This is a genomic window from Streptomyces sp. NPDC089424, assembly GCF_044749345.1.
Taxonomy (GTDB): domain Bacteria; phylum Actinomycetota; class Actinomycetes; order Streptomycetales; family Streptomycetaceae; genus Streptomyces.
In genome coordinates, this window is record NZ_JBIVHU010000002.1 from 915,086 (window position 1) to 933,672 (window position 18,587).

The 18,587-nt window shown below is 72.6% G+C and carries 16 protein-coding genes; 8 read left to right on the top strand and 8 right to left on the bottom strand.

Annotated features, from left to right (window positions below):
• The first annotated feature begins 31 nt into the window (after positions 1-31).
• Positions 32-871, top strand: coding sequence for a chitosanase (locus ACIP2X_RS11680; protein WP_401670710.1), 840 nt, complete (start codon positions 32-34; stop codon positions 869-871).
• 209 nt (positions 872-1,080) lie between these two features.
• Entirely contained in the window at positions 1,081-1,548 is a 468-nt protein-coding gene (locus ACIP2X_RS11685; RefSeq protein WP_401670712.1) for a hypothetical protein, read from the top strand.
• A gap of 204 nt (positions 1,549-1,752) precedes the next feature.
• On the opposite strand, the gene ACIP2X_RS11690 is transcribed toward ACIP2X_RS11685, so the two are convergent.
• Positions 1,753-3,276, bottom strand: a complete 1,524-nt coding sequence (locus ACIP2X_RS11690; RefSeq protein ID WP_401670715.1) for a helix-turn-helix domain-containing protein — start codon at positions 3,274-3,276, stop codon at positions 1,753-1,755.
• Positions 3,277-3,558: 282 nt separating this feature from the next.
• On the opposite strand from ACIP2X_RS11690, the gene ACIP2X_RS11695 reads away from it, so the two are divergent.
• The 3 genes from ACIP2X_RS11695 (at position 3,559) to ACIP2X_RS11705 (ending at position 6,428) form a co-directional block, all read left to right on the top strand.
• Positions 3,559-4,179, top strand: a complete 621-nt coding sequence (locus ACIP2X_RS11695) for an L-threonylcarbamoyladenylate synthase (RefSeq protein WP_401670718.1) — start codon at positions 3,559-3,561, stop codon at positions 4,177-4,179.
• A 131-nt stretch (positions 4,180-4,310) separates the two neighbouring features.
• Entirely contained in the window at positions 4,311-5,066 is a 756-nt protein-coding gene (locus ACIP2X_RS11700) for a dienelactone hydrolase family protein (RefSeq protein ID WP_401670720.1), read from the top strand.
• A gap of 162 nt (positions 5,067-5,228) precedes the next feature.
• Positions 5,229-6,428 carry a glycoside hydrolase family 64 protein gene (locus ACIP2X_RS11705; protein ID WP_401670722.1) on the top strand — a complete coding sequence of 400 codons (1,200 nt, stop codon included), beginning with the start codon at positions 5,229-5,231 and terminating at the stop codon, positions 6,426-6,428.
• A gap of 62 nt (positions 6,429-6,490) precedes the next feature.
• Here the strand turns inward: ACIP2X_RS11705 and ACIP2X_RS11710 are convergent, their stop codons facing one another.
• Entirely contained in the window at positions 6,491-6,823 is a 333-nt protein-coding gene (locus ACIP2X_RS11710) for a hypothetical protein (protein WP_401670724.1), read from the bottom strand.
• A 203-nt stretch (positions 6,824-7,026) separates the two neighbouring features.
• Here ACIP2X_RS11710 and ACIP2X_RS11715 point away from each other — a divergent pair, with 203 nt between their 5' ends.
• The 3 genes from ACIP2X_RS11715 (at position 7,027) to ACIP2X_RS11725 (ending at position 10,512) form a co-directional block, all read left to right on the top strand.
• Complete coding sequence (locus tag ACIP2X_RS11715; protein ID WP_401670727.1) at positions 7,027-7,608, top strand: gluconokinase; 582 nt, start codon at positions 7,027-7,029, stop codon at positions 7,606-7,608.
• 18 nt (positions 7,609-7,626) lie between these two features.
• Positions 7,627-8,580, top strand: a complete 954-nt coding sequence (locus ACIP2X_RS11720) for a DUF389 domain-containing protein (RefSeq protein WP_401670730.1) — start codon at positions 7,627-7,629, stop codon at positions 8,578-8,580.
• Between the two features lie 93 nt (positions 8,581-8,673).
• Positions 8,674-10,512, top strand: a complete 1,839-nt coding sequence (locus tag ACIP2X_RS11725; RefSeq protein WP_401670732.1) for a glycoside hydrolase family 15 protein — start codon at positions 8,674-8,676, stop codon at positions 10,510-10,512.
• A 7-nt stretch (positions 10,513-10,519) separates the two neighbouring features.
• Here the strand turns inward: ACIP2X_RS11725 and ACIP2X_RS11730 are convergent, their stop codons facing one another.
• From ACIP2X_RS11730 to ACIP2X_RS11755, 6 genes are all read right to left on the bottom strand, one after another.
• Positions 10,520-12,286, bottom strand: a complete 1,767-nt coding sequence (locus ACIP2X_RS11730) for a cation:proton antiporter (RefSeq protein ID WP_401670734.1) — start codon at positions 12,284-12,286, stop codon at positions 10,520-10,522.
• Positions 12,287-12,328: 42 nt separating this feature from the next.
• Positions 12,329-13,369: a cytochrome d ubiquinol oxidase subunit II gene (locus ACIP2X_RS11735; RefSeq protein WP_401670736.1), complete on the bottom strand. Its 1,041-nt coding sequence runs from the start codon at positions 13,367-13,369 to the stop codon at positions 12,329-12,331.
• Positions 13,366-14,850: a cytochrome ubiquinol oxidase subunit I gene (locus ACIP2X_RS11740; protein WP_401670738.1), complete on the bottom strand. Its 1,485-nt coding sequence runs from the start codon at positions 14,848-14,850 to the stop codon at positions 13,366-13,368. Before ACIP2X_RS11740 ends, ACIP2X_RS11735 begins: the two co-directional genes overlap by 4 nt.
• Positions 14,851-14,900: 50 nt before the next feature.
• The gene (locus ACIP2X_RS11745; RefSeq protein ID WP_401670740.1) at positions 14,901-15,740 is read right to left on the bottom strand and encodes an SDR family oxidoreductase; all 840 of its coding nucleotides are present in this window, start codon (positions 15,738-15,740) and stop codon (positions 14,901-14,903) included.
• 163 nt (positions 15,741-15,903) lie between these two features.
• Positions 15,904-17,484, bottom strand: coding sequence for a GMC oxidoreductase (locus ACIP2X_RS11750; RefSeq protein WP_401670743.1), 1,581 nt, complete (start codon positions 17,482-17,484; stop codon positions 15,904-15,906).
• Positions 17,485-17,611: 127 nt separating this feature from the next.
• Entirely contained in the window at positions 17,612-18,583 is a 972-nt protein-coding gene (locus ACIP2X_RS11755) for a cyclase family protein (protein WP_401670745.1), read from the bottom strand.
• Positions 18,584-18,587: the final 4 nt, after the last annotated feature.

The following is an 18,587-nucleotide window of genomic DNA, read 5'->3' on the forward strand; positions in this document are numbered from 1 at the left end:
CCACCCCCCCCCACCTCATCGGGAGCCCCCCGTGACACACCCCTCGCACGACGCGAGCACCTCTCGCCGTACCGTCCTCGGACTGATCGGCGCCTCCCTGGCCGCCGTCCCGCTGCTGGGCGGCGCACCCGCGTCCGCCGCGGGCACGCCCGCGACACGGGCGCCGGGACTGGACGACCCGGCCAAGAAGGAGATCGCGATGCAGCTGGTCTCCAGCGCGGAGAACTCCTCGCTGGACTGGAAGGCCCAGTACCAGTACATCGAGGACATAGGCGACGGGCGCGGCTACACCGCCGGCATCATCGGCTTCTGCTCCGGCACGGGCGACATGCTCGACCTCGTCGAGCTCTACACCGCCCGGAAGCCCGGCAACGTGCTGGCGTCCTACCTGCCGGCGCTGCGCCGGGTCGACGGCACCGACTCGCATGCCGGGCTCGACCCGAACTACCCGAGGGACTGGCGCAGGGCGGCCCAGGACACGGCGTTCCAGCAGGCGCAGAACGACGAGCGCGACCGGGTGTACTTCGACCCGGCGGTGCGGCAGGGCAAGACGGACGGGCTGCGGGCGCTGGGCCAGTTCGCCTACTACGACGCCCTCGTGATGCACGGAGACGGCACCGACCCGCTCAGCTTCCGCAGCATCCGCGGGCGCGCCCTGCGCAGCGCGCTGCCGCCGGCGCAGGGCGGCGACGAAGTGCGGTACCTCGACGCCTTCCTGGACGCGCGGGTGTGGGCGATGCGGCAGGAGGAGGCCCACAGCGACACCAGCCGGGTCGACACCGCGCAGCGCGTGTTCCTGCGCAACGGCAACCTGGACCTGAACCCGCCGCTGGACTGGAAGGTGTACGGGGACAGCTTCCACATCGACTGACGGCACCCCGCACACCCGAGGGCCCGGCCGTACGGCGCGCGACGCGCGGGTGGCCGGGCCTGCGTGATGCGGACACACGGCCGGACGTCGAACGGAATCGCCGTAAACGCCAGCCCGCGCCACCCCTTCCGCCGGATAGAAATATCTACCAGCATGCATATGCCAGATCGGCCCCGTCGGGACCGGACGGACAGCACCCGGAGCGGAACATGAGCGAGCTCGGCTGGACGCGCGCGGTGGAGTGGCTCGCCGCCGCCGCACCCGATCCCAGGGCGTGCAAGCGGGACTGGGACCGGGGCGAGGGCGTCGCCCTGCTGGAGGCCGGGCGCTTCTGGGACGTGCTGAGCGTTCCCGACCAGCTGGGCCTGCTCACGCTCGATCTGCTGTGGCGGCCGACGCTGCCGATGCCGGGCCCGACACTGGTGGACATCGCCGCCCACCGGGTCGGCTTCTTCCTGCCCCCGGACCCGGACAGCAAATGGATCGGCGCCGGACTGCGCACCGCCGGCCGCGGCGCGTGGCTGGCGGCCCCGCCGCCCTACCGGTCCACCCGGTGCCTGGAGTGGCTGATCCCGCCCGACGGCACGGGCGCGCTGCACTCGCCGACGACACTGGAACTGGCCCTGCGTCAGGCGAACAGCAGCCTCGCGGTGCTGGCGCCGATGTGCGGCACCTGAGGTTCGCGCGCTTGCGGGCGGGTGCCTTCGTTCCTGGCGTTCGGCCGGCGGGAGTGCCGGTACGGCTGCGGAGCCGAGGCGGGGCACCGCCCGGGGCCCGACCGGTCCCCCGTTCCGGTCGTGCCCCTGCGGCCCGCCTCGAACCTACGTGCACGGTCGGCCCCTTGTGAATCGCGTCCATGCCCGTTCCGGGACGGCGAGGACTCAACCGTGCACAGGTGCGTCCGGATGGCCCGAATTCGCCCCGTGCAGGACGGGCTGGTCCAGGTCACCGAGCGCCAGATGGGCCAGCACCACCTCGTAGAGATCGCTGCCTCCGGCCAGAAGTTGCCGTTCGAGGACGGGCTCGGCGCTGCGCACGTGCTCGCGCACGGTCTGCGCGTGGACGCCGAGAAGATGCGCGGCGCGTTCGGCGTTGCCGCCTGCCGCGATCCAGGTGCGCAGCGTACGACGCGGGTTGCGGGTGTCGGAGTCCAACCGGCACAGCAGCTCGCCGGCCCAGGTGCGCAGGGCGCGGCCCGCCAGCAGATCGGCAAGGCGGGTGTCCGCGCCGCCGTCGCCGTCCGGCAGCTGGGCCTGGCAGGCCTGGGTGTTGAGGGCCAGGTGGACGGTGGCCCGGACGGTGAGGTCCGACAGATCGGTGCCCAGCAGTCCCTCGGCGCGCTCCATCCGGGCGCGCACGGTGTTGCGGCTGACGCCGAGCACCGCGGCCGCGTTGACGGCCGTGAACTCCAGCCCCAGCCGGGTGGTGGCGAGGAGTTCGGCGCGGGTGTGGTGCGGCAGCGCGTCGAGCGGACGCAGCACTCGCGCCGCCCAGTCGCGCAGCGCCGCCGGGTCCATGAGCCGCTCGGGGTGCGTGCGCTCGGCGTACACCGCCGCCCGGTCCGGGCGGAAGTGGGCGACGGCGAGGGCGCTGACGGCCTGTCCGTACGCGGTGGCGGTCCGGGCGAGGCTCTGCCGGGCGCTGCCGCCGAGAAAGGTGCCGGGGCGGTCGGTGACCAGCTCCCGCAGCTCGGCGCCGGCCGCGTCGCCCGGCGTCACGACGATCACGTGCGCGTCGATGGCCGGGCACCGCACGACGAGGGCCTGCTCCGCGGTGGCGCTGACGCACTCCTCGGCGAGCCGGTCACGGTCCTCGGTGCGGCTCTCGGCGACGTAGACGCAGGCCGTGTCGGTGTCGAGGAGCCCGGGCCAGAGCCCGGCGGCGACCCGGCGCGCGGAGACGGTGTCCTCGACCATCAGCAGTTGCAGGATCGCCAGCCGCAGGTCCGAGGTGGCACGCCGCAGGCGGTGTCCGGCGGCCGCGGTCTCCCGGGCCCGCAGCAGGAGTTCGAGGACCCCGGCGGTGTGGGTGACGATGTCCGCGGTGCGCCGGTCGAAGGGGGCGGACCGGGCGACGGCCAGGACGCCCGCCCCGGCGGGGGACGGGAGGTCGACCCTGACCAGCCGGAGGTGACGTGCGTGGTCCTGGAGCGCGGCGGAGGCGATCCGGCCGGTGGTGATGTCGGCGGCCAGGCCCTCGTCGAGGGGGATGCGGGTGCCGGCGAGGAGGGTGCCGGCGTCGTCCTGGAGCGCCACGTCCGCCCGCGCGGCGCCGGAGAGCCAGGCGACCACCTTGGCCACGTCGCGCCCGGACGGCCGGAGATGGTCGAGCAGCTCCTGCGCCCACGTCACGTCCGCGCCCTCCGCCGACTCCGCGCGACGGCCCTCGCCCTCTCGCCCGGCCACGTCCTCTCCCTGCCCCTTCACCTCGCTTCGCGCCCGCAACGGGCACATAGGTCGGGGACCTTACCTCAAGGTGAACGGGACGGCGCCGCGACCTTCGCGTGACGGCGGGGCGGACTGGCGGGGAAACGGGCGGGGAACGGGCATCGCTCGCCGTGCCGAGGACGGAGCCGGTGCCCAGGCGCGACACCGCTCCCCGACGGCACCGGCCCCGACGGCACCGGATGACCGCCTCACCGCCCGGCCCGTTCGTCCGCGCGCGGCCGCGCGGCATAAGCTCGGCAGATGGCGAAGTACTACGACGTGCACCCCGACAACCCCCAGCCGCGCACCATCACCCAGATCGCCGACAGTGTCCGGTCGGGGGCGCTCATCGCATACCCCACCGACTCCTGCTACGCGCTCGGCTGCCGGCTGGGCAGCAAGGACGGCACGGACCGGATCCGGTCCATCCGGCGGCTCGACGACCGGCACCACTTCACCCTGATGTGCCAGGACTTCGCGCAGCTCGGCCAGTTCGTGCGGGTCGACAAGGACGTGTTCCGGGCGGTCAAGGCCTCCACGCCGGGCAGTTACACGTTCATCCTGCCCGCGACGAAGGAGGTGCCGCGCATGCTGCAGCACCCCAAGAAGAAAACGGTGGGCGTGCGCATCCCCGACCACGTCGTCACCCAGGCGCTGCTCGCCGAGCTGGGCGAGCCCCTGCTCTCCAGCACGCTGCTCCTGCCGGACGAGGAGGAGCCGATGACGCAGGGCTGGGAGATCAAGGACCGGCTCGACCACGTCCTCGACGGGGTCGTCGACTCCGGGGACTGCGGGACCGAGCCGACGACGGTGATCGACTTCTCGGAGGGCGAGGCCGAGATCGTGCGGCGCGGGGCGGGTGACACCACCCGGTTCGAGTAGCCCGGGCGAACGGCGGAGCCCGGCGGGTCGGCCGACGGGGCTCTTACCTGCGCGTGCCACCATGACCGCCGTCGGGCCCGCCGAGCCGGCGGGCCCCTCGTCGCCGGACCGCGCAGAGAGGCAGCACCGCCATGACAGCCGTACAGGGAACGGACATCGACATCCCCACCGAGGACGGCATCGCCGACGCCTATCTGACCCGTCCCGCTGACGGCGGCCGGTACCCGGCGGTCCTGTTCTACATGGACGCCTTCGGCCTGCGGCCGCAGCTGAGGTCGATGGCCGACCGGCTGGCCGGGGCCGGCTACACGGTCCTGGTGCCGAACCTCTTCCACCGCCACGGGCGCGCCCCCGTCGTCGCGTTGCCCGACTTCATCGACGACGCGTCGCGCGGCGGGTTGTTCCAGCACATCCTGCCGATGCTGCAGGCCCTGACGCCCGAGGTCGCGATGCGTGACGCCGGGGCGTACCTGCGCCGGCTGGCGGAGCTCCCCGAGTCGGCGGACGGTCCGGTCGCGGTGACCGGCTACTGCTTCGGCGCGCGGCTGTCGCTGCTGACCGCCGGCAGCCATCCGGAGCGGGTCGCGGCGGCGGCCGGCTTCCACGGCGGCCAGCTGGCGACCGACGACCCGGACAGCCCCCACCTGCTGGCCGACCGGATCACCGCGGAGCTGTACTTCGGCCACGCCGACCACGACCCGTCGCTGCCTCCGGAGCAGGTCAGGCGCCTGGAGGAGGCGCTGACGGCGGCGGGCGTACGGCACCGCTGCGAGGTCTACCCGGACGCGCCGCACGGTTTCACGCAGGCCGACACGGGCTCGTACCAGGCTCAGGCCGACCAGCGGCACTGGGCCGCACTGCTGGACCTTCTCGACCGCACCTTCTGACAGCCGACCCCGTACCGCCCCTCCCCGGCGGCGCCCGCAACACACGGGCGCCGCCTTTCTGTTGCCGAAGTCATTGACATGCTCGCGCCCTGGCGCAAATCTGAGAGCGCTCTCAAAAACAGGTACGGACCAACTCCCCCCACACCCGCACGGAGGTGGAGAGTGCTCGCACGCCTCACACACCGGCTCCTCACGGCAGCCGCGGCGTCCACCCTGCTCGGCGCCCTGATCACGTTCGGCGCCGCACCGCCCGCGGACGCCGCGGTGCCCGCCACGATCCCCCTGAAGATCACCAACAGCTCCGGCCGGGGCGACCCGGTCCACATCTACACCCTCGGCACCTCGCTGACGACAGGTCAGCAGGGCTGGGCCGACGCGAACGGCACCTTCCACGCCTGGCCGGCCGGCGGCAACCCGCCGACCCCGGCACCGGACGCGTCGATCCCCGGCCCGGCCGCCGGGCAGTCCAAGACGATCCGGATCCCCAAGCTCTCCGGCCGGATCTACTTCTCCTACGGCCAGAAACTCGACTTCCGGCTCACCACCGGCGGCCTCGTCCAGCCCGCGGTGCAAAACCCCAGCGACCCGAACCGCAACATCCTCTTCAACTGGTCGGAGTACACCCTCAACGACGCCGGTCTGTGGCTCAACAGCACACAGGTCGACATGTTCTCGGCGCCGTACTCGGTCGGGGTGCAGCGCGCCGACGGCAGCGTGGCGAGCACCGGCAAGCTCAAGTCCGGTGGCTACACCGGGGTGTTCAACGCCCTGCGGGCCCAGGGAGGCGGCTGGGGCGGACTGATCCAGACCCGTCCCGACGGCACGGTCCTGCGGGCGCTGTCACCGCTGTACGGGGTGGAGACCGGGGCCCTGCCGGCGTCGGTCATGAACGACTACATCGACCGGGTATGGCAGCGGTACGCCACGACGACGCTCACCGTCACCCCGTTCACCGACCAGCCGAACACGAAGTACTTCGGCCGGGTCTCCGGCGGCGTCATGAACTTCACCAACGGTTCCGGCGCGGTCGTCACCAGTTTCCAAAAGCCCGACGCGAGCAGCGTCTTCGGCTGTCACCGACTGCTCGACGCCCCCAACGACCAGGTGCGCGGCCCCATCTCGCGCACCCTGTGCGCGGGCTTCAACCGCTCGACGCTGCTGACCAATCCGAACCAGCCGGACACCTCGTCGGCGAACTTCTACAAGGACGCGGTGACCAATCACTACGCCCGGGCCATCCATGAGCGGATGGCCGACGGAAAGGCGTACGCCTTCGCCTTCGACGACGTCGGCCACCACGAGTCCCTGGTGCACGACGGCAACCCGCAGCAGGCGCAGCTGACGCTGGATCCGTTCAGCTGACGCGACCTCGCGGTGCCGGGCCGGGGCCCTCGGGTCCCGGCCTTCGCCGTGCGACGCGGCCCTCAGTGCACGACGGTGAAGCTGCGCCACAGGCCCGTGGCGCGGACCGCCTCGTCCGACGTCTCGGTGGGCAGGTAGACGCTCTGCCCGCCACGCGGCTCGGTGCAGTCGGGTGTGGTGTACAGGATGATGTCGTTGAGCGTTTGATTGTTGACGTGCACCACCCCTTCACGGAAGCGGTTGCACCCTTCGACCGGGGGGTCCGAGAGGATCTCGACCGTCTCGCGCTCGGTGCGCACCTCGATCGTGCCGAGCGCGTGATCCTCGCAGGCTGTCACCACGAGGCCGAGCGCCACGACCCCGGTGAGCGCGGTCAGCGACCGTCTGGCGGCCATCGAACCTCCTGTGCGTGGCGAGGAGCCGGCTGGAACGTCGTCCCGGCACCACTATCCGCCGCCACCGCCGGATGCGCCCGGTGGGGACGGCCGTTGCGGGGACGCGGACGCGCGGCGCGCGCTGCGCGGGCGGGCGTCCCGGGCGACAGTGGACGGAGACCGAAGGACGTTCCGGTGTCGTCTCGGAAGGCTGGTCGGCCGGCATGGTCCAGGGAGCGCGGGTGGTGATCGTCATGGGGGTGTCGGCCTCCGGGAAGTCGACCGTGGGCACGCGTCTCGCGCAGCGGCTCGACGTGCCGTTCCTTGAGGGCGACGACCTCCACTCCGCGGCGAGCCGGGCCAAGATGGCGTCCGGACACGCCCTCGACGACGCCGACCGCCGGCCCTGGCCGGCGGCGCTCACCGAGTGGGTCCGGTCGGCCGGGGCCAGTGGACGCGGGGGCGTCGTCACCTGTTCGGCGCTCAGGCGGGAGTACCGGGACGGGTTTCGGCGTACCGGCGCGGACGTGTGGTTCCTGTACCTGGCCCTGGACCGCGCGGTGGCCGCGGAGCGTATCGCGCACCGCACGGGCCACTTCATGCCCCCGCGGCTGCTCGACTCCCAGTTCGCCCTGCTGGACCCGCTCCAGGCGGACGAGCCGGGCGCGACCGTGGACGCCTCCGGCAGCCCGGGACACGTCCTGGCGGCGGCCCTGCGGGCGTCGCCCCGGGCGACGGGTCCGAGGGCGGCCCGCCGTACCGACGGCCCTGACCCCCAGGGGCCCGCCGTCCGCGGCACACCCTGACCCCCGGGAGGCGTTCGGATGGACCTGGTCCACTTCCGCGTGGTCATGCCGAGCACGCTCACCCGGCCGGTCGTCGACCTGCTCGACGCGCACCGCCAGGTGCTCAACCTCGTGGTCGTGGCCGCGGGCCGTCCGCCGGACCGCGACGCCCTGGAGTGCGACGTGGTGCAGGGGGCCGCGAACGAGGTGCTGGGCGACCTGCGCGCACTGGGTGTCGACCGTGCCGGGTCGATCGCCGTCGACGGCGTCGACCTCATGTTCTCGCGGGAGGCGGAAGCCATCGAGGCCGCGCAGCCCCGGGTACTGGTCCGCACCCCGTTGTGGGCCGCCGTCGAGGCGCGCATCCGGGCCGAGGCGACGTACGCGCCGTCCTTCTACCTGTTCCTGGTCATCGCCGGCCTCATCGGAGCGGTCGGCATCATGACGAACTCGCAGATCCTCATCGTGGCGGCCATGGTGGTCGGCCCCGAGTACAACGCGATCACCGGCGTCGCCCTCGGTCTCGACCGCCGTGACCGCCGCAGGATCCGGGAGGGCACGCGCGCGCTAACGGTCGGCTTCCTGCTCGCCATCGCGGTCACGCTGGGATTCGCCGCGCTGTCCCGGGGCGCCGGACTGCAGTCCGAGGCGTTCGAGCTGGGACTGCGGCCGGTCTCCCACCTCATCGGCACGCCGAACTTCTTCTCCGTCGCCGTGGCGTTCCTGGCCGGCGTCGTGGGGATCGTCTCCCTCACCGAGGCCCGCGGCAGCGCGCTGCTCGGTGTCTTCATCTCGGTGACGACGATCCCCGCCGCCTCGGACATCGCCGTGTCGCTCGCCTTCACGGCCTGGCGCCAGGCGGCGGGCTCGCTGATCCAGCTGCTGCTCAACGTGCTCGTCCTCGTGGCGGTCGGCATCCTCACCCTGCGCGTGCAACGCCGGCTGTGGCACCGCGCGACGCGACGGGCGGCGGCGGAGCGCCCACCGCGGTAGCGCCCCGGTCCGACAGGCCGAACCAGGGCCTGCGGCTTAACCTGATCCGGGGGGCGCGTTCGGGTGAATCGCACACCGGAAGGGGCCGCCCCGATGGACGACTACCCACTGATCGAGGACCACGGGCTGATCGGCGACCTCCAGACCGCGGCGCTCGTGACGACGCACGGCACCGTCGACTGGTTCTGCGTCCCGCGCTTCGACTCGCCCAGCGTCTTCGGCGCCCTCCTGGACAAGGACAAGGGCGGCGAGTGCACCGTACGGCCCCGGCACACGACTTACGCGACGCGGCAGTTGTACTTCCCCGACACCGCGATCCTCATCACCCGGTTCATGACCGAGGCCGGCGCCGGCGAGGTCATCGACTTCATGCCCGTGACGGGCACGACGGCCACGGACAGCCACCGCCTGGTACGCATGGTCCGCTGTGTGCGCGGCTCCATGACGTTCGAGGTCGGCATCGCCCCGCGCTTCGACTACGGGCGCACGCCCCACCGGCTGCACCTGACCGAGCAGGGAGCGGTGTTCGCCGCGGAGGACGGCTCGCGGCTCACCGTGCACCCGGTCCGCGAGCCGGAGGACGATCGGCTGCTGGACGTCCTCGTGGACCGGGAGAACGACCTGCACTTCACCCTGACCCTGCAGGCCGGCCAACAGCGCGGGCTGGTCCTGGAGTCGGCCGCCGCCGGGCCGCCCCGCCAGATCACCCTCGCCGAGTACCAGCGACTGCACGACGACACCGTCCACTACTGGCGCTCCTGGCTGCGGCAGTCGCAGTACTCGGGGCGCTGGCGGGAGGCGGTGGAGCGTTCCGCGATCACGCTCAAGCTGATGACGTACGCCCCCAGCGGCGCGCTGGTGGCCGCCCCCACGGCGGCGCTCCCCGAGCAACTGGGGGGCGAGCGCAACTGGGACTACCGGTTCACCTGGATCCGCGACGCCTCGTTCTCGGTGTACGCCCTGCTGGGGCTCGGCTTCACCGAGGAGGCACGGGCGTTCATCCAGTGGATCGGCAACCGGGTCACGGAACGGGCCGAGCGGGGCAGCGACACCGGTCCGATGAACATCATGTACAAGGTGGACGGCTCCTCCGACCTGGACGAGGAGACCCTCGACCACTGGGAGGGGTACGCGGGTTCCGCGCCGGTGCGGATCGGCAACGGCGCCGCCACCCAGCTCCAGCTGGACATCTACGGCGAGGCGCTGGACAGCATCTACTTCGCGCACCGGCACGGGCTCCAGGTCGGGCACCGCGGCTGGAACGAGCTGCTGACCAAGCTCGACTGGCTGGCCGACAACTGGGACCGGGGCGAGGAGGGCCTGTGGGAGACCCGCGGCGGCCGGCAGGACTTCACCTACGGCCGGGTGATGTCGTGGGTGGCCTTCGACCGCGCCCTGCGGCTGGCGGAGGCGACCGGCCGTCCCTCCTCGGCCGCACGCTGGAGCAGCACCCGGGACGAGATCTACGGGCAGGTCATGGCCAAGGGGTGGAGCGAGGAGCGTCAGGCCTTCGTCCAGCACTACGGCAGCGAGGTGCTCGACTCCTCGCTGCTGCGCATGGCGACGGTCGGGTTCATCACCCCGGAGGACCCGCTGTGGACGTCGACCCTCGACGCCATGGAGAACGAACTGGTGAGCGACAGCCTGGTCTACCGCTACAACCCCGAGGCCTCGCCCGACGGCCTGCGCGGCTCGGAGGGGACCTTCTCGCTGTGCACCTTCATGTACGTCGACGCGCTGGCCCGCGCGGGGCGGACCGAGCAGGCTCGCCTGGTGTTCGAGAAGATGCTCGGATACGCCAACCACCTGGGCCTCTACTCGGAGGAGATCGACCCGACGGGCCGTCAGCTGGGCAACTTCCCGCAGGCGTTCACCCACCTCGCCCTGATCGACGCGGCGATCACCCTGAACGGGATTTTGTGCCGGAGGTAGCCGGCGGTCAGACGGCCCGGGCGGGCGTGGGCCCCAGGGACACCACCGAGTCGCCCTCCCCCGCGCCGGCCGGCAGGGCGTCGGTCACGGGCTCCAGCCGGCCGTCCCGGGTGACGAGGAAGAGGGGCTCGTCACCCGGCGGGGGCGGCTCCGCCGCGGACCGCACACGGAAGGCGGCGCCCTGCTGGTGACGCGTGCTCAGGACGTGGCGTGGGAGCCGCGCTCCGAAGACGGTGTCCCCGGCCGTGTACGGGGCGAGAACCCCCTCGCTGTCGGGGGGCGGGCCGACCCGGTGGACCGGTCCGTCGACACCGTCGCGCAGGACGGCCGAGGCGAGCGCGTTGAAGTCGTCGTCGTCCGTGAGGAGGTACACCGACGTCACCCCTTCCAGACGGGCCTCCGGTTCGGCGGCCACGGCCATGAACTCCCCGGCGGCCAGCTCGATCCCCGCCTCCCTGATCCGGCCCCGCTCCTCGGCGGACCCCGCCCACATCAGCACGTCGACCCCGGCCGCGCGCAGCGACCGGGCCAGATCGACGGCCCAGGGAGCGCCGCCCACCAGCAGCGGCCGGGCACGCGGGGGCCGTACGACGCCCATCCGGGCGGCCATCGGGGCGGCGGTGAGCGCGTAGAGCACCACCGTGCCGACGATCACCAGAAACGTGATGGGGAGGATCTGCTCGGCCCCGCGCAGTCCGGCCGCGGTCAGCGAGGCGGAGAAGGTCGTCGCGGTGGAGGCGGCGACGATGCCGCGCGGTGCCATCCACCCGACGAAGGCACGTTCCCCGGTGGTGAGGTCCGTTCTCGCGGTGGACAGCAGGGCGACCAGGGGCCGCACGACCAGGACGAGTACCGCGACGAGGACGAGGGCGGGCAGCAGCACGGGAGTGAGGGAACGCGGCGTCACCGTGGCCGAGATGGAGACGAACAGCAGGCCGATGATCAGCTGTACCAGCGTCTCGAAGAACGGCCTGCGGGCGGGCATGTCGAAGCCGGGCAGGTTCGCGGCGATCAGGCCCGTCACGATCGCGGCGATGAGGCCGGTGTCGTCGTACGCCATGTCGCAGGCCGCGGACACGACGACCACGGTGGCCAGTTGGGCGAGCGTGCCGAGCGTCTCACCGAGGCGGAGCAGCCGGAGGGTGAGCCAGAGCAGCGCGGCGCCCACCGCTCCCCCCACGAGCCCGATGGCGATGCCGCCGAGGAAGGCGCCCACGTGGAAGTGTCCGGGCCGCAGCCCGCCGGCGAGCAGGGAGTGGAAGACCACGGCGCCGAGGATGCCGCCGACGGGGTCGATGAGGGACCCCTCCCACAGCAGCACGCGCCGGACCTTGTCCGAGGGGCGGACGTGCTCCAGCAGCGGGCCGACCACGGTGGGCCCGGACACCACGAGGATCACGCCGATCATGCTGGCCGCCGCCACCGGCAGGCCGAACAGGACCGGCCCGAGCCCGAGGACGGCCACCCACGTGAGCAACGTGCCGCACAGCAGCAGCCGCAGGACGACGGCGCGTGTCGCGCCCCTGAGGCGGCGCAGGTCCAGCGCCAGCCCGGCGTCGTAGAGGATGAGCGCCACCGACAGCGACACGAGGGCGGAGAAGTCGTCCCCGACGAGCCGGTCGGGGTGGACGACGTCGGTGAGTGCCCCGGCGGCGAATCCGGCCGGCAGCAGCACGATCAGGGCGGGGATCCGCAGCCGGCTCGCGAGGATCTGGGAGCCGACCGCGAGGGCCACGGTCAGACCGAGGCCCAGCAGGATCTCGTCCTCCGTCACCGTGCCGCCACCTCCCGCGGGCCGCCCGGTGCCGGCGCGAGGTCAGCCCTCGTCAACGGCACCACCGCGCCGCAGGTCGGCGTCGGTGAGGCCCTCCAGCTCCCCACGGGTGTCCAGCCAGTACAGCAGGGCGACCGCGGGCAGGACGAGCACCACCGCGACGAGGGTGACGAGGCCCAGCCAGCGCAGCGAGGTGTGCGCGCCCGCGCCGTCGGCGACGGTCAGGGAGGTCGGGACGAGGTACGGGCGCTGCGCCATCCCCCAGGCGATGACGGCCGACGCGACCACGCCGACCGCCGCGATCCGTGACCAGGCCCCGGAGGGACGGATCAGCAGCCAGGCGGTCAGGAGCGTGGCCAGCGCCGCCACGACGACGAAGAAGAGCCCCACGCCGTGCGTGAGCCCGCGCCAGACGTAGGGGGCGTCCTGATGCGTGACCGCCAGGGTGATCACGGCGAGCACGGCGACGACGGCCAGGGCGCCCAGGGCGCGGCGGCGGAAGTAGCCGTCCAGGTCCGGCGCGTCGAACCGCCGGGCGTCCGCGGCCAGGAAGACCGCTCCGAGCAGGGCCGTGGTCGCGACGGCGAGCAGCCCGAAGAGTACGGAGGTGGGGTTGGACCAGGCGTCCGCCGACGCCGTCGTCCCGGCCGTCACCCGCCCCGAGGCCACTCCCCCGGCCGCGGCGCCGAGGAAGAACGGCGTCAGAAGGGAGGCGACGGCGAAGATCGCCCCGTACAGACGACGGCCTGCCAGCCGCCGTGCGGGCTTGCGCAGGGCGAAACCCGCGCCGCGCAGCACGGTGCCTACGGCGGCCAGGGCCAGCGGCAGCCACATCGCGGTGAACACCTGCTGGAAGAGGACGGGAAAGCCCGTCCACATGATGACCAGCACGAAGATCAGCCAGACGTTGTTGACCTCCCACACGGGGGCCATCGCGTGGTCGATCAGCCAGCGGGGGCGCTTGCCGCGCTCGGCGCCGCCGGCGGTCAGGTCCCAGAACCCCGCGCCGTAGTCGGTGCCGCCGGCGCAGGCGTAGGCGGCGATCGCGAGCAGCAGGACGACGGCGATGACTCCGGCGATCATGGCTGGTCTCCCGGTGACGAGGCGGTTCCCTCGCCCCCGGGCCCGGCGGCGCTGCCGGCCGGGACCCTGGAACGCGGGCCGTACGGGGTGTCCGTCTCCGGTGTCCGGGCCGTCGCTCCCGGCTCACCCGCCTCGCCCGCGAGCCGCCAGCAGGTGCGCATCTTCAGCAGCACGGCGAGGAACGAAGCGAAGATGAAGACGTACACCACGACGACGAGGCCGAACATGATCCACAGACCGGTGGACCGGGTCGCGGTCACCGCCTCGGCGACCCGCATGTTCTCGTAGACGATCCAGGGCTGGCGGCCCACCTCCGTGGTGATCCAGCCGCATTCGACGGCGACGACGCAGGCGACCCCGGCCACCGCGGCGGCGCGGTAGAACCACGGCGAGGCGGGCAGCCGCCGGCGGCGCAGCCACACCAGGCCGTACCAGAGGGCGAGCAGCAGCAGGGCGGAGCCGATGCCGACCATGATGTCGAAGGCCCAGTGGGCGATCGTGGCCTGGGTCGGGTTCGGCCGCTGGTCGGCGGGGACGGAGGTCAGTCCGGTCACCTTGGTGTCCGGGCTGAACCCGGCCAGGATGGAGTCGAGTTGCGGGATCTTGATGCCGCCGGTGACGGTCCCGTCCGGGTGCAGCCTGCCGAAAAGGTACTCGGGGACGCGGGTGTCGGTCTTCCAGACGATCTCCATGGCGGCGAACTTCACCGGCTGCTTCTGGAAGACCTGGCGCGCGATGGAGTCGCCCAGCACGAACTGCACCGGCGTCAGCACGGCGGCGACCGTGAAGGGGATCGTGAACCCGAGCCGGTGGTAGCGGTCCCGGCGTCCGCGCAGCCAGCCCGTGGCGTAGACCCCGGCCACGACATAGCCGGCGGTCAGCAGCATGGCCACGACGAAGTGCCAGTACTGAGGGCCGAACATCGGCGTGAAGATCGCCTTCCAGATCCTCACGTCCGTCGGGTTGCCCGCGGCGTCCAGGGTGAAGCCGCGCGGGGTGTTCATCCAGGAGTTGGCGGCCAGGATCCCGAACGCGCCGAGCAGGGCCGCGGCGGGCAGCGGCAGTCCGAGCAGGAAGTGGGTGCGCGCGGGCAGCCGCCGCCAGCCGTAGAGGTAGATGGCGATGAGGACGGCCTCCAGGAAGAAGGCCCATGCCTCGACCCCGAACCCGATGCCGAAGACGTCGCCCCACCTGCCCATCAGGCCCGGCCACAACAGTCCGAACTCGAAGGACAGCACCGTGCCGGTGACGACGCCGATCGCGAACTGGACGGCCATCACCGCCGACCAGCGCCGCGCCAGCAGCAGGGCGGTCGCGTCACCGCGGCGCAGTCCGTAGCCGTGCATGATGAGCGTGATCAGCGGCAGCGCCACGCCCAGGGGCACCAGGATGATGTGGGAGGCGAGGGTGAAGGCCATCAGCGATCTGGCCGGGAGCAGTTGCGCGGGCGCGTCCGCGAGCAACTGGACCGTGTCGTGCATAGGACTCTCTTCATAGGACCGGCCGAGGGAGCCGAGGCGGGTGAGGTGCGTCAGCCGCCGGTGGCGAACCCCGGGAAGAGAGTCATGCCGCCGTCCACGTAGAGGGTGGTGCCCACCACGTAGTCCATCAGGTCGGAGGCGAGTCCGACGGCGACGTGGGCGATGTCGTCGGGCTCGCCGATGCGCTCGTAGGGGATCAGCTTCAACAGGTCCGTCTGCGCGTCGGGGGTCTCCCAGGCGCTGCGGTTGATGGGGGTCTTGATGGCTCCCGGGGCGATCGCGTTGACCCGGATCTTCTTCGGCGCGAGCTCCTGGGCCAGCGTCTCCATCATCATCTGGACGCCGCCCTTGGACGCGGCGTAGTTGACGTGCCCCGCCCACGGGATGATCTGGTGCACGGAGCTCATGCAGATGATCTTGCCGGCGGCGCGCGAGACCTCGGGGACGACCCCGCGCCGCATGAACTCCTTGGCCGCCTCACGCGCGCACAGGAACTGCCCGGTGAGGTTGACGTCGATGACCTTCTGCCACTGGGCGAGCGTCATCTCCGTGAAGGCGGCGTCGCGCTGCATGCCGGCGTTGGCGACCAGGATGTCGATGGTGCCGAACTCCTCGACCATCCGGTCCGTCATGGCGACCACCTGGCCCTCGTCGGAGACGTCCGCCTGGTAGGCGGCCGCCCGCACGCCGAAGGAGGCGATCTCCTCGACCACCTTGTCGGCCTCCTCGGGGCCTGCCACGTAGTTCACCACCACGTCGGCGCCGGCCCGGCCGAGGGCCACGGCGGTGGCCTTGCCGATGCCGGAGTTGGCGCCCGTGACCAGGGCCTTCTGGCCCTTGAGCAGTTGTGCGGGGATCACGCCCTGGGGTGCGCCCTCGGGGGAACTCACGATGACCGTCTCCTCGACTGGTAACCCGGACCGGCCGGGCCGGGCCCGGACGTTCAGCCGCACACAACCACCGGGCCCGGGCGGCGCAGCGCCGGGCGCGTGCCCGTTGCGCCGACCGGCGCAGGATCTTCACCCCGGCAGGCCGCCCCGCGGGCGGGGCCGCTCAGCTCAGCCGCTCCACGAGGTGGTCGCCCACCCGCAGGGCGTTCGCGATGGCCGTGAGGGACGGGTTGACCGCCCCGATGCTCGGGAAGAAGCTCGTGTCGACGACGTACAGGTTGTCCAGGTCGTGCGCCTTGCAGTCGACGTCCAGCGCGGAACTCGCCGGGTCGGTGCCGAAGCGCACCGTGCCCGCCTGGTGGGCGGTGGCGCCGATGGGCATGCCCTTGTGCAGGTAGATGCTGTGCGACAGCAGATGGTGCTCGTGCATGCCGAGACGGCCGAGCATGTGCTGGAGTTTGTGGCGCAGGCGCCCCAGTCCGGCGACGTTGTTGTCCTCGTCGAGCGTGAGCCGGATGCGGCCGTCGCCCTCCAGCGTGACCCGGTTCCCGGGCAGCGGCAGGTCCTCGCCGCACAGCCAGAAGTCGACGGCGTGGTGGGCCAGGACCTCGAAGGGCATGTCCGGTGCCACCGCGCCGGCCCAGCGCGGCGCCTCGCCGTGGATCTGCTCGGCGTCCGACTTGCCGAGCATCTGGATGCCGCCGAGCGGGTACTCCCAGTCGTCCGCGCCCAGATACCAGTCGTGCAGGGCGAGGGTCTTCTGGAACTGGGTGTCGTTCGGCTCCTTCGACACGGCCATCAGGGCGAGGTTGTTGTGCCGCATGTAGTGCCGGCCGACCACGTCCGAGCTGTTCGCCAGACCGTTCGGGTGCGCCTCGTTGGCCGAAGCGAGCAGCAGCGCCGCGGAGTTGACGGCGCCGCAGGCGACGACCACGACGTCCGCCGAGAAGCGGGCCTCCTCCTCGCCCTCGAACCGTACGACCACCGCGGTGACGTTGCGTCCCTTCGGGTCGGTCTCCAGCCGCGTCACCCGGGCGTGGGTGAGCATCTCCACGTCGGGGTGCAGCAGGGCCGGCTCCACGCAGATCACCTGGGCGTCCGACTTGGCCCGCACCAGGCAGGGGAAGCCGTCGACCCGGTTGCAGCGGATGCAGGCGCTGGCGTGCGTGGCCCGGCCGTCCTCGCCCTGGGTCAGGTCCACGCCGATCGGCAGGTGGAAGGGGTGCAGTCCCTGCTTCTCCAGGTCGTCGCTCAACTGCTGGATACGCGGCTCGTGTTCGACGGGCGGATGGGCGTACTGGGCGCCGCACTGTCCTTCCCAGGGGTCCTCGCCGTGCCGGCCGTGCACGCGGTAGAGGTGCTCGGCCTGCGTGTAGTACGGCTCCAGGTCCTCGTAGCGGATCGGCCACGCGGGAGAGACGCCGTCGTGGTGGCGCAGTTCCGCGAAGTCCTCGGGCCGCAACCGGAACAGGGCCGCGCCGTAGAACTTGGTGTTCCCGCCGACGTAGTAGTTGACCTCGGGCGGGAACTCGTCGCCGTGCCGGTCGAGCCAGAACTCCGGGGCGCGGTACTTCCCCTTGACGAACACCGCGGTCGAGTCCCAGTTGTCGCGTTCGCGCGGCAGGTAGTCGCCGCGTTCGAGGATCAGGACGCGTTTTCCCGAGGGCGCGATCCGGTGGGCGAGCGTGCCGCCGCCGGCACCGCTGCCGATGACGATGACGTCGTAGTGGGGGAAGTCGCCCATGGCGGCCCCCTTTCCTCGCTGTCGCGCCCTCCGGCGACCGCCGGGGCGCTGCGGCTCTGGCCCCTTTTCGAACGTACGCGCCCTGCGGCCGGGCGGCATTTCGAGGCGGCGGGCGGGTGCGGACCGCTCAAAGGACGGCGATCGGATTCACCGGGGACCCCGTTGCCGCCGGCAGCCGCAGCGGAGCCACCACGCCCAGGAAGTGCCACCGGGACAGCCGTTCGCACTGCGTCGCCAGTTCGTCGAGGTCCAGGTAGTCGAGGAGCGGCATCCCCATGGCGTGCACCGCGAGGACGTGCATCGGGAACCCGATGGCGGCCACCGCGCTGGGGGCCGTGTCGTTGTTGCCGTCCGAGCCGAGGACGGCCACGCGCCGCTCGGCCAGGAAGCGCGCCGCATCGGGATGCAGACCGGCCCGGGCCTCGGCGGCGTCCCAGGCGCCGAGCCTGCGGCGCCGGAGACGGTGCCCGACGCGCACGAACAGCAGGTCGCCCGGGCCGACCGTGACGCCCTGCGCCGCCTCGCACGCCACGAGGTCGTCGGCGGTCACCTGGTCGCCGGGCTCCAGCCAGGGCACCCCGCGCAGCCGCGGGACGTCCAGCAGGACGCCGCGGCCGGTGATGCCGTCGGCCACCAGGTCCACCGTCAGCGCGCCGGCGCCCTGCGGCGTCACGGTCCCGGCGGGAACACCGCCGTAGAGCGTGCCGTCGAACATCACGTGGCACAGCGCGTCCAGGTGGCTGTCCGCGTCCCCGTGCACATTCATGGCGAACCGGTCGCGGGCGAAGGCGAGACCGGCCGAAGGGGGCCGCTCACCGGCGGCCGGTGCGATCATGCGGTGGGTCGCCGGCCGGGCGTCGTCCGGGCCGGGGCGGGTCTCGACGGGGGCCGCCAGCGAGACGGCACGCCCGTGGCGGACGCCCTGGGCGGCGGCCACGACACACGCGGGTGTGATCCGGCTCAGCGCCCCGCGCCGGCGGTCCGCTTCGTCCAGGCCCTCGGCCGCGAGCGCGCGCACTTCGCGGTAGAGGGCGCGGAAGGCGGCCTCGGACAGGGGCTGTCGCGCCTCGGCCGGGGGCGGCGCGGGAGGCGGGCTCATGGCG

Coding starts and splice junctions, on each gene's coding strand:
- ACIP2X_RS11685 (WP_401670712.1), top strand. CDS start 1,081: ATGAGCGAGCTCGGCTGGACGCGCGCGGTGGAGTGGCTCGCCGCCGCC.
- ACIP2X_RS11695 (WP_401670718.1), top strand. CDS start 3,559: ATGGCGAAGTACTACGACGTGCACCCCGACAACCCCCAGCCGCGCACC.
- ACIP2X_RS11700 (WP_401670720.1), top strand. CDS start 4,311: ATGACAGCCGTACAGGGAACGGACATCGACATCCCCACCGAGGACGGC.
- ACIP2X_RS11710 (WP_401670724.1), bottom strand. CDS start 6,823: ATGGCCGCCAGACGGTCGCTGACCGCGCTCACCGGGGTCGTGGCGCTC.
- ACIP2X_RS11715 (WP_401670727.1), top strand. CDS start 7,027: ATGGTCCAGGGAGCGCGGGTGGTGATCGTCATGGGGGTGTCGGCCTCC.
- ACIP2X_RS11720 (WP_401670730.1), top strand. CDS start 7,627: ATGGACCTGGTCCACTTCCGCGTGGTCATGCCGAGCACGCTCACCCGG.
- ACIP2X_RS11725 (WP_401670732.1), top strand. CDS start 8,674: ATGGACGACTACCCACTGATCGAGGACCACGGGCTGATCGGCGACCTC.
- ACIP2X_RS11735 (WP_401670736.1), bottom strand. CDS start 13,369: ATGATCGCCGGAGTCATCGCCGTCGTCCTGCTGCTCGCGATCGCCGCC.
- ACIP2X_RS11740 (WP_401670738.1), bottom strand. CDS start 14,850: ATGCACGACACGGTCCAGTTGCTCGCGGACGCGCCCGCGCAACTGCTC.
- ACIP2X_RS11750 (WP_401670743.1), bottom strand. CDS start 17,484: ATGGGCGACTTCCCCCACTACGACGTCATCGTCATCGGCAGCGGTGCC.
- ACIP2X_RS11755 (WP_401670745.1), bottom strand. CDS start 18,583: ATGAGCCCGCCTCCCGCGCCGCCCCCGGCCGAGGCGCGACAGCCCCTG.